The 13,721-nt window shown below is 38.3% G+C and carries 11 protein-coding genes; all 11 read right to left on the bottom strand.

From position 1 onward, the window contains the following. Positions 1 to 123: 123 nt before the first annotated feature. The 11 genes from deoB to IGL28_RS00170 all read right to left on the bottom strand — a co-directional run bounded on the left by deoB (position 124) and on the right by IGL28_RS00170 (position 13,567). A complete protein-coding gene (deoB, locus tag IGL28_RS00220; RefSeq protein WP_010720467.1) occupies positions 124 to 1,290 on the bottom strand; it encodes a phosphopentomutase in 1,167 nt (388 codons plus the stop codon). Between the two features lie 97 nt (positions 1,291 to 1,387). Next, on the bottom strand, positions 1,388 to 2,344 hold the full coding sequence (locus IGL28_RS00215) for an ABC transporter permease (RefSeq protein WP_438843870.1): 957 nt from the start codon (positions 2,342 to 2,344) through the stop codon (positions 1,388 to 1,390). After that, positions 2,344 to 3,477 (bottom strand): ABC transporter permease, encoded by a 1,134-nt coding sequence (locus IGL28_RS00210; RefSeq protein ID WP_010720469.1) that lies wholly within the window; start codon positions 3,475 to 3,477, stop codon positions 2,344 to 2,346. The genes IGL28_RS00215 and IGL28_RS00210 overlap by 1 nt, the downstream gene beginning before the upstream one ends. Next, positions 3,470 to 5,032 (bottom strand): ABC transporter ATP-binding protein, encoded by a 1,563-nt coding sequence (locus IGL28_RS00205; protein ID WP_010720470.1) that lies wholly within the window; start codon positions 5,030 to 5,032, stop codon positions 3,470 to 3,472. Before IGL28_RS00205 ends, IGL28_RS00210 begins: the two co-directional genes overlap by 8 nt. A 378-nt stretch (positions 5,033 to 5,410) precedes the next feature. After that, entirely contained in the window at positions 5,411 to 6,493 is a 1,083-nt protein-coding gene (locus IGL28_RS00200) for a BMP family lipoprotein (RefSeq protein WP_010720471.1), read from the bottom strand. 73 nt (positions 6,494 to 6,566) lie between these two features. Continuing rightward, positions 6,567 to 6,965: a cytidine deaminase gene (locus IGL28_RS00195; RefSeq protein WP_010720472.1), complete on the bottom strand. Its 399-nt coding sequence runs from the start codon at positions 6,963 to 6,965 to the stop codon at positions 6,567 to 6,569. 17 nt (positions 6,966 to 6,982) lie between these two features. After that, entirely contained in the window at positions 6,983 to 7,645 is a 663-nt protein-coding gene (gene deoC, locus IGL28_RS00190; RefSeq protein WP_034697697.1) for a deoxyribose-phosphate aldolase, read from the bottom strand. A gap of 14 nt (positions 7,646 to 7,659) precedes the next feature. Next, positions 7,660 to 8,961, bottom strand: a complete 1,302-nt coding sequence (locus IGL28_RS00185; RefSeq protein ID WP_034697695.1) for a pyrimidine-nucleoside phosphorylase — start codon at positions 8,959 to 8,961, stop codon at positions 7,660 to 7,662. A 140-nt stretch (positions 8,962 to 9,101) separates the two neighbouring features. Then, positions 9,102 to 10,118: a LacI family DNA-binding transcriptional regulator gene (locus IGL28_RS00180; RefSeq protein ID WP_010720475.1), complete on the bottom strand. Its 1,017-nt coding sequence runs from the start codon at positions 10,116 to 10,118 to the stop codon at positions 9,102 to 9,104. Between the two features lie 168 nt (positions 10,119 to 10,286). After that, complete coding sequence (locus IGL28_RS00175) at positions 10,287 to 12,608, bottom strand: hypothetical protein (RefSeq protein ID WP_232088542.1); 2,322 nt, start codon at positions 12,606 to 12,608, stop codon at positions 10,287 to 10,289. Positions 12,609 to 12,961: 353 nt separating this feature from the next. Further along, on the bottom strand, positions 12,962 to 13,567 hold the full coding sequence (locus IGL28_RS00170; protein WP_010720478.1) for a class I SAM-dependent methyltransferase: 606 nt from the start codon (positions 13,565 to 13,567) through the stop codon (positions 12,962 to 12,964). Between the last annotated feature and the right edge of the window lie 154 nt (positions 13,568 to 13,721).

The following is a 13,721-nucleotide window of genomic DNA, read 5'->3' as shown; positions in this document are numbered from 1 at the left end:
ATTAACAAGGCTTTTTCACCTCTTGATTGATACTGTTAAAGCAAGATGGCTCTTTGAACAAAATGATTGACCTATCTTAGTTACGCTTTTTCAGGTCAAATTTTCAAACGCGGTCTGTCATTCCTATTTCAAAAGTTTTAAGAAACTTTCGCCGTTTTCGGTAGCAGGAACATCGAAGTTTTCAGCAATCGTTGCTGCGATATCTGAATAGTAGCCTTGTGGCAAGCTTCCTTGTCCTTGCATTTTTTTGCTGAAAACTAATAATGGTACATATTCACGTGTATGATCTGTTCCAGGGAATGTTGGATCGTTTCCATGATCAGCAGTAATCATCAGTAAGTCGTCCTCTGCCATTGCCTCTAATATTTCGGGAATACGTAAATCAAAATCTTCAATTGCGTGGGCATAACCTACAACATCCCGACGATGTCCAAATAATGCATCAAAATCAACTAAATTAGTAAAACTGATCCCTGTAAACTCTTTTTTCATCACATTTAATAATTGGTCAACGCCATCCATGTTGCTTTTCGTACGGACGAACTCTGTAATCCCTTGACCGTTGAAGATATCGTTGATTTTTCCAACAGCGATAACGTCTTTTCCTGCTTCTTTTAATGAATCTAAAACCGTATGACCGAATGGATCCAATGCGTAATCATGTCGGTTGCTCGTACGAGTAAAATTACCAGGTTCTCCAACGTAAGGTCGCGCAATAATTCGACCAATCATGTATGGGTCGTCTTTAGTAATGTCACGAACGAACTGACAAATCCGATAAAGTTCTTCTAAAGGAATAATTTCTTCATGCGCAGCAATTTGTAGAACCGGATCTGCGGACGTATAGACGATCAAATCACCAGTTTTCATTTGATGTTCACCATAGTCATCTATAACAGCGGTTCCACTATATGGTTGATTGCAAACAATTTTGCGTCCTGAGAAGTCTTCGATTTGTTTGAGTAATTCATCAGGGAAACCGTTAGGAAATACTCGAAATGGTGTCTTGATGTTCAGACCCATGATTTCCCAGTGACCGGTCATTGTATCTTTTCCTACAGATACTTCCTCCAATTTAGTGGCATAGCCTTGGTGGTTTTTAACCGCTTCGACACCTTCTAATGGGCGAATCGTTCCTAATCCTAACTGTTCTAAATGAGGAATTGTCAAACCAGCTTCTTTTGCGATATGCCCTAGTGTATCTGAACCTTTATCACCAAATTTTTCAGCATCTGGCGCTTCACCGATTCCTACTGAATCCATGACAATCAAATGTACGCGTTTAAACATGATTATTCCTTCTTTCTTTTTTATTATTGCTATTAAATCAAAAAGGGCGAGTCGAAAAAACATTTCCCGTAACCCACCCTTTTTATTCACTAAAAGTTTATTTTGATTTTATATAATTTTTACCGTTTGCTTTAGGTCCAGATGCTTTTCCTAAGAACGCTACTAACACAATAACGGTTAATAGGTAAGGTGCAATCTGCAACAATACTGGCGGTATCGAAGAAATCACTGGTAATTGAGCCCCGATGATACTTAAACTTTGCGCAAAGCCAAAGAATAAAGAAGCGCCCATGGCCCCTAGTGGATTCCATTTACCGAAGATCATAGCAGCCATTGAGATAAACCCTTGACCTACGATCGTTCCGGCAGAGAAATTCCCTGAAATCGATTGAGCAAATACTGCGCCACCCATTCCGCCAAGTAAACCAGAGATCAATACCCCAGAATAACGCATCGCGTAAACATTGATTCCCAATGTATCCACTGCTTGAGGATTTTCACCCACTGAACGTAAGCGAAGTCCGAACTTTGTCTTAAAAATAATAAACCAAGCAAGAATCGCAATTAAAATGGCACAATAAGCTGGTAAAAATGTATTTTTAAAGAAAATTGGTCCAATTACTGGAATTTTTGATAATCCAGGAAATGAGAAATATCCTAAGTTAACTGAAATGTTATCAGTTTGTCCTTTTCCATACCATGTTTTGATCAAAAATACACCCAAAGCTGGTGCCATCAAGTTGATAACTGTCCCGCTGATGATATGGTCTGCACGTAAACTAACAGTTGCTACTGCATGTAATAAAGAGAATAACACACCAACTATCCCACCGACTAAAATAGCGATCCATGGTGTCATGTCTCCTAAGGTAGGACTCATGGTTAGATTAAATACTACCGCACTGAAAGCACCCATAACCATGATGCCTTCTAAACCTACATTGACAATCCCACTTCGTTCAGAAAAAGTTCCACCTAAAGATGTAAGAATTAATGGTGTTGAATAAACCAACGTTGAAGTGAGGATTAAAGCAATTAACTCAGTTGTTGACATTATAATTCTCCTCCTTCTTGACTCTGATTTGTTGGTTTCGATTCAACAGTCTCCACGATCGCTTCTTGTTTTTTACCTTGGAAGAATTTCGCCATAATGAAACGAATCAAGAAGTTGATCCCAACAAAGAAAATAATCAATGCAATCGATACATTTACGATTTCAAATGGTATACCGGCACCTGTTTGCATCCCCAAACCACCGATTTTCAAGATACTGAACAAGAGTGCTGAAAGTAAAATTCCAATCGCTGAACCAGAACCTAACAGTGACACAGCCATTCCGTCAAATCCGATGGCTAATGAAGTTGTTTGGACGAAAAAGTTTTGATACGTTCCTAATCCTTCGACTACTCCACCAAGTCCTGCTAAAGCGCCTGAAATCATCATGGAGAAGACGATCGTACGTTTACTACTCATTCCAGCATACTCAGAAGCAAAAGGATTTAGACCTACCGAACGAATTTCAAAGCCTAACGTCGTTTTCTTCATCAATAGCCAAACAACAACCAGTGCAATCAATGCTAAAAACAAACCAGCATTTACACGAGAACCGCCAAACATTTGTGTCAGCCAAGGTAATCTAAGAGAAGCATTTTGCCCAATCAAATTTGAAGAATCTAAGCTTGAACGATACGTATCTGGCATGATGTCATGTAAAGCAAAAGTACTTAAATAAAGTAAAATATAGTTCATCATAATAGTGACGATTACTTCACTTGTACCGAAAAAGGCTCTTAACACCCCTGGGATAGCCGCAGCCAAGGCTCCTGCCAAAGCACCTAAAATCACACAAGTCGGTAATAAAATGACTTTTGGCAGATCAGGAAAGGCAAGTGCTACCCACACACTAACGATCCAACCACAGAGTGCTTGTCCCGAAAGCCCGATATTGAAGAATCCTGCTGAGTTCGCAACAGAAAAACCTAATGCAGTAAAAATCAACGGTGTTGCTTGCCGTAATGTTTCACCAATACTTCTTTGAGAACCAAGGGACGCATTTAACATTGAAGAATAACCTTGGCCTGGGTTATAACCAAAAGCTGCCATCAAGATAGCACCTAAAACTAAACCTAGAATTACCGAAAAAATAGGAACTAGGAGATTACGTATCTTTTCATTGCGATCATTCATGTGCGCCACCAACCTTTTCTAACTCTTTTCTTGCTTCTTCTAAAGAATAGCCCGCCATAAGTAATCCTAGTTCATTTTCAGAAGTTTCTTTTGGATCAACGATTCCCACGATTTTTCCTTCGTGGAGTACCGCAATACGATCAGAAACATTCAAAATTTCTTCTAATTCAAAACTAATCAATAAGACCGCTTTGTATTTGTCTCTTTGTTCAATCAAACGTTTATGAATAAACTCGATTGCTCCAACATCTAGCCCACGTGTCGGATTAGCAACGATCAACAAGTCAGGATCACGATCGATTTCCCGAGCAATAATTGCTTTTTGTTGGTTCCCACCTGATAATGCTTTTGCTGGCACAAGTTCATTCGTTGTTCGAACATCATACTCTTCGATTAATTCTCGTGCATGTTCATTGATCAACGAATAATTCAATAAGCCATTTCTACTGTAAGGTTTTTGGTAATAATTTTGTAAAGCAATATTCTCCGCTAACGTCATATCCAGCACTAAGCCATACTTATGACGGTCTTCGGGCACATGTCCTACACCAGCCTCCGTAATTTTTCTTGGCTTTTTATTCGTGATATCTTCATCTTTTAAGCGGATCGTTCCACTTTCTGCTTTACGTAAACCGGTTAACGCCTGGATCAATTCTGACTGTCCGTTACCATCAATACCAGCAATTCCTAAAACTTCTCCTGCTCGTACTTCTAAACTTAGGTCTTTGACTGCGTCCAATCCTCGGTTTTCTTTAACCACTAAATTTTCAATCGATAACACAACTTCTTGAGGCTGACTTTCTTTCTTCATTGTCTTAAATGAAACCGTACGTCCAACCATCATATCTGCCAATTGTTGTGAAGAGACATCTTTTACATTTACTGTACCAATCCCTTTACCACGACGGATAACGGTACAACGATCTGCTACAGCTTTAATCTCATCTAACTTATGGGTGATCAAAATGATCGATTTTCCTTCTTTGACCAACTCTTTCATGATTACAATCAGTTCGTCAATCTCTTGTGGCGTTAATACCGCTGTAGGTTCGTCAAAAATCAAGACATCTGCCCCACGATAAAGTGTTTTTAAGATTTCTACCCGTTGTTCCATTCCAACAGAGATATCTCGGACATACGCATCAGGATTGACCGATAAACCATATTGTTCAGAAAGCTTTTGGATTTCTTCACGTGCTTGGCGACGATCAAGTACCCCTGCTCGACTTGGCTCACTTCCCAAAACAATATTTTCAGTAACAGTAAATGCATCCACAAGCATAAAGTGCTGATGGACCATTCCGATACCTAGCTGGTTCGCTTTTGTCGGACTTGTAATTTTCACTTCTTTCCCATGCATCAGTATTTCACCTGATGTTGGCTCTAAAAGGCCTGAGAGCACATTCATCAAGGTTGATTTTCCGGCACCATTTTCTCCAAGTAAAGCGTGGATCTCTCCTGCTTTCACTTGCAAGTTGATGTTGTCATTTGCTTTGAACGTACCAAACTGTTTGGTGATATTCCGCATTTCGATGACAATATTTTCTTGAACCACAATTTTTCACATCCTAACGATTTCTATCTAGGCAACGATTAACAAAGATTTTTCATAAAATCTCAAATTGAAGCAAAAACTTCAGGGGATTATTCCCTTATCAAGAGGCTGTGAAAAGAGCGTTTTGACCTGAGCATTAAGGAAGAAAATCTCGAAACAGCTTTTCATGTTTTGAGATTTTTTGACTTAATGCCGAAGGTCAGCTCTTTGAACGCCGTTTAGCAAGAGACTGTGAAAAGAGCGCTTTGACCTGAGCATTAAGGAAGGAAATCTCAATAGCTTCTCAGCAACATCTTGATAAAGAAACAATCGTTAGTTATTTACTAAACCATAGCCTTGTCAAACAATTGTCCAACAAGGCTATAGAAATTCGTTTGATTATTTTTCAGGAGTTTCTGGTACTTTGATATCTCCTGAGATGATTTTTTCTTTTGCTTCATTCACAGCTTTTTCTGCTTTTTCTGAAAGTTGACCTTTTGTGATACCAACACCGTCTTCTTTCAATCCGTAAACGGTATGTTCCCCACCAGGGAAATCACCATCAGCTGATTTTTGAGCTAAGTCTTCAACAACAGTTCCTACACCTTTTAGAGTTGATGTCAAAGTAAAGTTTTTCTTTTCACCATTTAAAGTGTATTCGCCTTCGTCAGATTGGTCACGGTCAACCCCGATAACCCAAACTTTTTTGTCGCCTGATTCGTTTAATGATTTCGCTTCTTGGAATACACCGTTACCAGTACCACCAGATGCGTGGAAAATGATATCTGCATTTTGTGCATACATTCCTTGAGCAATTGAACGTCCTTTATCTGGCGCTGAGAAGTCTCCTGCATATTGATTCAAGACTTTAATTTCTTTGTTTAATGCTTTTGCACCAGCATCTACACCAGCTTTGAATCCTGCGTCAAAACGATCGATTACTTCACCTTTTACCCCACCAATGAAACCAACAGTGTTTGTTTCAGTTGTGTAAGCTGCGGCAATCCCAGCAAGATAAGAAGCTTCGTTATCTTTAAATGTTGCTGAAACCACGTTGTCTTTGCCGTCGATAACGTCATCAATAATAGCAAAGTTTGTTTCAGGATTTGATGCAGCTTGCTCTTCAATAGCTGGCTTCAATTTATAACCAATACCAAAGATTGTTTTAAAACCTGCATTCAAAGCTTGGTCAATATTAGGGATATAATCTGATTCATTTGCTGATTGGAAATATTGGAACCCATCATTTCCACGTGATAGATCATGATCTTTCCCCCAAGCTTGTAGTCCTTCCCAAGCTGACTGGTTGAATGAACGGTCATCAACACCGCCCGTATCTGTGATCAATGCTGCAGTTGCTGTTTTTGAACCGCTGTTTCCACCGGTTGAATCAGTTGAATCTGATCCGCTGCCACATGCGCCCAATAATAACCCAGCAGATAACGCTACAGCACTTAAACCAAATAATTTTGCTTTTTTCATTTCTGTAAAGCCCCCTAAAATAATTGTTTTATTTTTCAACAGTCAGCTGACTGAATGAACATGAGTGATAATTCTATAGATCTTTTTCTGTAAAGGCGTAAGGTAATAGTTCTTTAACCGTCATTGCCTTAGTCACACCGTTATCCCCTACTAAAGTTACCGGCATGTCTGGTACACAAAACTCAGCCATTACTTGACGACAAGCACCACAAGGAGAAATTGGCTCTGGCGTATGACCAGCCACTACTAAATGAGTAAACTCTTTTTCTCCTTCAGAAACAGCTTTGAAAAAAGCCGTGCGCTCCGCACAATTGGTTAAACCAAACGAGGCATTTTCGATGTTGACCCCTTGATACGTTTTTCCAGATTCAGTGACTAAACATGCACCTACTGGAAAATGTGAATATGGTACATATGCTTTATCCAATGCTTCTACTGCAATGTTGATCCATTCTTGCTTCACTTCTGTCATAAGCTTCCCCTTACTACTTAATAGCCTTCGCCAGTAGATCCTGACATAATCGAAACTCCTGCACTGGTACCAATTCTTGTCGCACCAACTTCAATCATTGCCAAAGCTTCAGCTTCGTTATGGATACCACCAGATGCTTTTACACCCATTTCAGGTCCAACAGTTTCACGCATTAAACGAACATCTTCGACTTTTGCTCCTCCAGTTGAAAATCCTGTAGAAGTTTTAACAAAGTCTGCCCCAGCAGCTTTTGCCAGCTCACAAGCTTTTACAATTTCCTCATGATTTAATAAAGCTGTTTCGATGATGACTTTGACTAAAGCACGATCTTTGGCCGCTGCAACCACTGCTTCAATATCTTTTTGGACTTTATCAAACTGTTGAGACTTCATTGCCCCAATATTGATGACCATATCCACTTCATCTGCGCCATTTTCAATCGCATTTGTAGTTTCAAAAGCCTTAGTTTCAGCAGTATTAGCTCCTAAAGGAAAGCCAATTACTGTACATACTGCCACTGGTTCGCCTTTTAATTGTTCTTTTGCTAGTGCGACCCATGTTGGGTTGATACAAACAGAATAGAAATGGTATTTCTTTGCTTCTTCAATAATTCGCATAACGTCTTCTTGAGAAGCATCTGCTTTTAAGATGGTGTGATCGATCATTCGGTTCAATTCCATTTTTTTCTCTCCTTTTATTCGGTGATGATATCATGTATCAATGTAGGCTTTTCAGCCGAGTCACTAATTTGGATATTTTGATAGAGCAATTCTTGAACAGAAGAAATCTCTTTTGTATTACTGTAGATTGTCAACAATGATTCTCCCTCTTTTACAGGATCACCAATTTTTTTATTTAATTTAAGACCAACTGCGTGATCAATATCATCTTCTTTAGTTTTGCGTCCTGCACCTAACATCATAGCTGCAATCCCCAACTCATTCGCAACGAGTTTTGAGACAATACCACTCGATTTGGCTGGCAACTCAACAACATACTTAGCTGTCAGTAATCGTTCTGGTTGGTCTACGATAGAGTCATCTCCACCTTGATTACGGATCATTTCCTTAAATTTGTCTAAGGCTTTGCCAGATTCTAGCGCTTCTTGCAGCAAACTTCTAGCTTCTTCGATTGTTGCTGCTTGATTGGCTAAGACCACCATCTGACTCCCTAATGCATAACACATTTCCAGCAAGTCTTCTGGTCCATTGCCGTTTAACGTTTCAATTGCTTCCACAACTTCAAGACTATTACCAATTGCTTCACCAAGAGGTTCAGACATATCAGAAATTACGGCTACTGTCTGACGATGAGCTAATTTTCCAATACTAGTCATTGTTTTTGCTAAACGTCTAGCATCTTCAATATTCTTCATAAAGGCGCCGTCACCTGTCGTCACGTCTAAAACGATCGCATCTGCTCCTGCGGCAATTTTCTTACTCATGATCGAACTGGCAATCAAAGGAATCGAATCCACTGTCGCAGTCACATCCCGCAAAGCATAAAGTTTTTTATCTGCTGGTGCAAGATTTCCTGATTGTCCAATAACAGCCACTTTACTCTCATTGACAATTCGGATAAACGCTTCATCAGAAAGCTCGATTTGAAATCCAGGAATTGCTTCTAGTTTATCCAGCGTACCACCTGTATACCCCAAACCTCTACCAGACATTTTGGCAACTGTAACACCCACACTTGCGACTAAAGGTGCTAAGATCAACGTTGTCGTATCTCCCACACCACCTGTAGAGTGTTTATCCACTTTGATCCCATCTAAAGGACTTAAATCAATGACATCTCCTGAGTGGGCAATGGCAAGTGTTAAATCCGTGATTTCTCTATCGGTCATATCTTGATAAAAGATCGCCATCAACAATGCGCTGATTTGATAATCTGGAATTTCACCATTCGTGTATTTTGTAATAATATACTCGATTTCTTTTGTCGATAATTCATTTCCGTCTCGCTTTTTTTCAATCAGATCCACCATTCGCATTGCTTGATCCTCCTCGTCTTCATTCGGTATTATACAGGAATTTTCCAAAAGGTAAACCACTTTAGTAAACCAGTTTACTAAGAATACAAAGAGCTACTCACCGCCTTTGTAAACACTTACATAAGCAATATAACGCTGAGTTATCCCTTTGTCAATGTTTTTATGCTCTCACGAATAATTAATTTTGTTTCAAAGACTTTGTTCGGAACTTTGCGTTGTGGGAACTCGATCGTGTCGATCAAAAATCTTGCGGCATAAAATCCAATATCAGAACTTGGCTGTTTCACTGTTGTCAATTGAGGGATCATATACTCGGATAACTTCAACCCATCGAAACCAATAACTGAAATATCATCGGGGATTTTTTTGCCTAATTCATCAATCGCTTGGTAACAACCAATCGCCATTGCATCATTTCCACAAAAAATTGCTGTAAGATCTTTGTGCTTTAAGAGCCGTTTAGACGCCTCGTATCCACCTTGGACCGTCAACTCCCCTTGTTCTACATACTTTCCATTGAAAGGGATTCCATGATCCTTTAGTGCATGACGATACCCGTTGAACCGTTCTTCTAACTGGTAATAGCCTGTTGTTTCTTTGAGCATACCGATTTTGGTATGACCGTTCTTAATAAACAAAGAAACTGCTTGATAAGCCCCCTCATACTCTTTTACGATCAACCGACCATTATCTCTGGTATTCAATCCACGATCAATCAAAATAATCGGCATATTTTTATAAAAACCACTATCTAAAGAATAGTCATCTGGCAAAACATTGGGCGTAGCCAATAAGATTCCATCCACTGAGCGATGAGCCAATTCTTTTAAATACTTGATTTCATTTTCTTGACTATGACGAGAGTTGCAAAGCATGATCACATACCCCAGTGGATTCAAGTAACTCTCGACCCCTTCAATCAATTTAGAAAAGAAGAAGTCAGTGACATCTGGCACGATCATACCAATCGTTTTAGAATGACGATTGATCACATTCGAGGCAAAGTAATCTGGTTTATAATGGTGCTCGTTAACAATATTCAGGACTTTTTTTCGTGTTTTATCACTAAAGCGGCTCCCTTTATTATTTAAAATTTGTGATACAGTGGTGACTGAAACACCTGCCATTTCTGCAATGTCTCGGATCGTTAGTTTCACTTCTTCTCCTCCTTTATGATGTAAATTCTTTTTTAGTTTACCAAAAGCATATAAAAAAGAATAGATAGAAAAAAATAAGAAAAAATCTTTTATTCACTAATAAAAATAAATAGCTTGGAAAGTGCCAATTTCCTAAACTGACTTCTTAAAAACTTCTGTAACTGCCGATCATCTGTCATTGTTCTTCTCTTTCATAGGAGTTTTTTCATTGGCTTGAGTAACTAGCGATTGATCTTTTCTATTATTGATTGCACTAGTTACTTTCTCACTCAAAGAAGACTTCTGACTTTGGGTTACTAAATGATCAGCAGCTATATGTTCAGAATCCCGTTTTTCAATCGCTCCTACCATTCTATCTACCTGCTTGAGAAGTATTTTTTTCTCATCATGAGCTATCTCCTGATCGTTTAAGATTTCATGATGGAGTTCTAGAATCTTTTCTCGAACAGATGAAAAAAGTTGAAGCTCTTTTTGATAACCTGCCGTTCGATCCGTGGCGATCATCGTTGTTAGCTGTTCAAGGAAAGGTTTTTTATTTTCAATAGGAATCTTTGGATCTTGCCTTACTTGTTGCCTAAGATTTAAAAAGTTTAAATCATGTTTATCGACTGCCTGAAAATAGTCTGCCGTATTTCCTTTCATAAGAAGCTCTCCGATATCCATAGCTAGCCTCTGCTCTTCATTCTCTTGCAAATCTTTTTTAGTCAGCGTAGCTTGTTGACTGGCTTTTTCTTGTTCATCCTTGGGAACAGAAATCTTTCCCCCATCCCCTATCAGTTGTTTCTCTTGGCTCTCAAATCTATTTATGGCATCAAAGAGTCCTGTTCTTATCTTTAGAATTTTTTGTAACTTTTGTTCGTATTTAATCATGCGATGATCAATTTGTTGCTCCTTCTTCGTCTTTTGAGAAACCTCTTGTTGGTATCCTAGTTGTATATTTTGAACGTGAGACTTTAAAACAAGAGCAACAAGTGTGGAATCTTGCCGATTTTCTCCACCAACTCGTTGATTTTTTGCTGTTGGTTCCTTTAACTCAGATAAAACGATTACTTTCAAATGTGGAGGGATTCGTTCCTCTTGATTGATTCTTTTAATCATTTCCTCTTCCCATTTATTTTCACTTATAAACTTTTGGCACTCTTTGATATCACTTTGAGCAGTTACATGTTCCTTTTGTTTTTCATTACTATTTGTGGCTTTTTCTATTTGTTCAAAAAGCGGCTGATAGGTTTTATCCGTTGCCACTCGTTCTTTTAGTACTTCTAACAGTTGCTTTCTAATGAAAAATTCCTGTTTGATAACTGATATTTTTTTAATGTTGTTCTTTTTCGCTTCCTCTGAGGGATTAATTTCAGAAATGAGAGCTTTTTTTATTTCTTCTGAATACTCTTTGCTTTGTTTGATGCTAGCTACCACTTCTCGGGTCAATTGTTTGTCACTCATCAGTGCTTTATATGTATCTAGTTTTTCTTGAGCCACTTGTTTTCTTACTAATTCTTCGGTCAACACATTCTTTGTTAGCCAATCCAAATTTGACTCATCTTTGATTCGTTTGAGCAAGTCAATTCGCTCTTGTGGTACATCTTTTTTGAACATCTTATGTAAATCCTTATTTTTTTCACTTAGATCCGCGACTGCTTCTTCAAACAGTATAGCTTGACTATTAAATTTGGCGATACGTGCATCTAAATCGTTATGAAGTGCCTGTTTTTCTTCTGGAGTCAATCCATCTTGATGATCAATTTGTTCTTTCACATGTTTTACTTTAGAATAATCTGCCACACTTCTAATACTAACAAACTCCCAATAGACTGTTTTATTTCTCTGTGAAAGCTTGTCAAGCGTTGCCGCAGGACGATTTTGAATTTCTTGATTTAAGTTGTCTCGTCGCTGATCGTTGGGAATCGTATGGGTTAGAAATTCTTTTACCAGTTGTTCCCTCTCTGAGCGAGAAAAATCAAGTAGTTCAAACAGCAGCATGTTTCCAACAAATAGGACATCGTTGTTTTTTTGAGAATGGTAGCCTTTTTTGATCTGAGCAAATTTCTTTGGCTTTTTTTGGTAAAGCTTAATCATAGGCTTGTCGTTCATGATTTGAGTGAACCCGTTCTTAGCATCTCGATTCTTAAGTAAGAAATCAAATTTTTCTTGATCTTTCCATATCAATAGATTTTTATACTTAGACACTAGTGTGGGACGATACTGATGTAAGCCATGATGTACTAATCCATCTAAGAGATCTAAAAGTTCATTTGTTAAAGCAACATGTTGATCATCTGGCTGAACTTCACTTTTTTCTCTTTTGCTATTTAATTTTTCTCTTTTCGTTTTATTGTTCTGGACGATCCCCTTCGCCTTTTCTTCCCATGCTTTAAATGTTGTAGCCATTTCGACATGGTCTTTTTCTAAATACCTTAATACGTTTTCCTGGTTATACATGGGTAATTCTAAAATAGATTTAGTATCTACTATCATTCTGGTTTGTGTCATCTTTTTATTCTCCTTTCAAGTCACTCAAATTTTTCAATACCATGCTAGTTTTGTTTTCTAAAAAAGGAAGAAACGTTATTCAATTATTAGCTCCTTGAAATACGCCACTTTTCAATAGGAAAAAGTTCCACTAGTTAGCGAAGTGTCTCACTCCTTTCATCAACTTTTTTACGATCTCCATATTCCCATGACCTAGAGTACCTATCGCCTGTTTTTTAATAGAAAGAAAGGGACAAAAATAAACCGAAGAACCCGCAAATAGTTACTTCTATTTTAGGATTCTTCGGTTGCTTTTAGAGTGTGTTATTTTGTCATAGCTTTTTATTTAGTCTCAAACACCCACAATCAAACAGTTATTCTTTGATACTTTTGATGATATAGTACCCTTTCTCTTTATGGACGATTTCAGCATTCCCAAAGGTCTCTGCCATTTTGCTTTTTGCACTAGGAGCCCCTTGTTTTTTTTGAATGACAATGGTTAGTGTTCCACCCGATTTTAACCTTGGATATGCTTCGGTTAAAATTTCGTGTACCACTTTTTTACCGGCACGAATTGGCGGATTGCTGACGATTGCTGCATAAGTTTCTTCATGAACTGCTTCATAGATATTCGATTGATGAATATCCACCTGTTTGATCCCATTGCGGTTCGCATTTCCTTGAGCTAATTCTACTGCCCGAGAGTTAATATCGACCATCTCAACAAATCGCTGACTAGCAAAAGCGATCGCCAATCCAATCGGACCATAGCCACAACCAACATCCAAAATTTTGCCATCAACTGGCAGCTCTTCCCAATTAAAGGTATCAATTAACACTCGTGAACCAAAGTCGACTGTTTCACGTGAAAATACTCCTGAATCTGTTACAAATTGGAAGTTTTTTCCTTTTAATTCAAATGACCATTGTTCAAAGTCATGTTCTGTCGTTGGCTCTTGCGAATAATAATGATTCGTCATATCGTTCATCCTTTTTATATTGTTTCTTGTTTCTTAGTCTATCCTTTTATCAATTGGCATGCAATGTCTATTTTTCCTAGTTTAAATAAATAGTTGATCAGAAACACGAACAGAATGAATTTTGATATGTCATCCTTTTTATTTATTCAGTTAA

This window comes from Enterococcus sp. AZ077 (genome assembly GCF_051714965.1).
In the GTDB taxonomy this organism is placed as follows: Bacteria; Bacillota; Bacilli; order Lactobacillales; family Enterococcaceae; genus Enterococcus_B; species Enterococcus_B hirae.
This window is presented reverse-complemented; position numbering and strand designations above follow the sequence as displayed.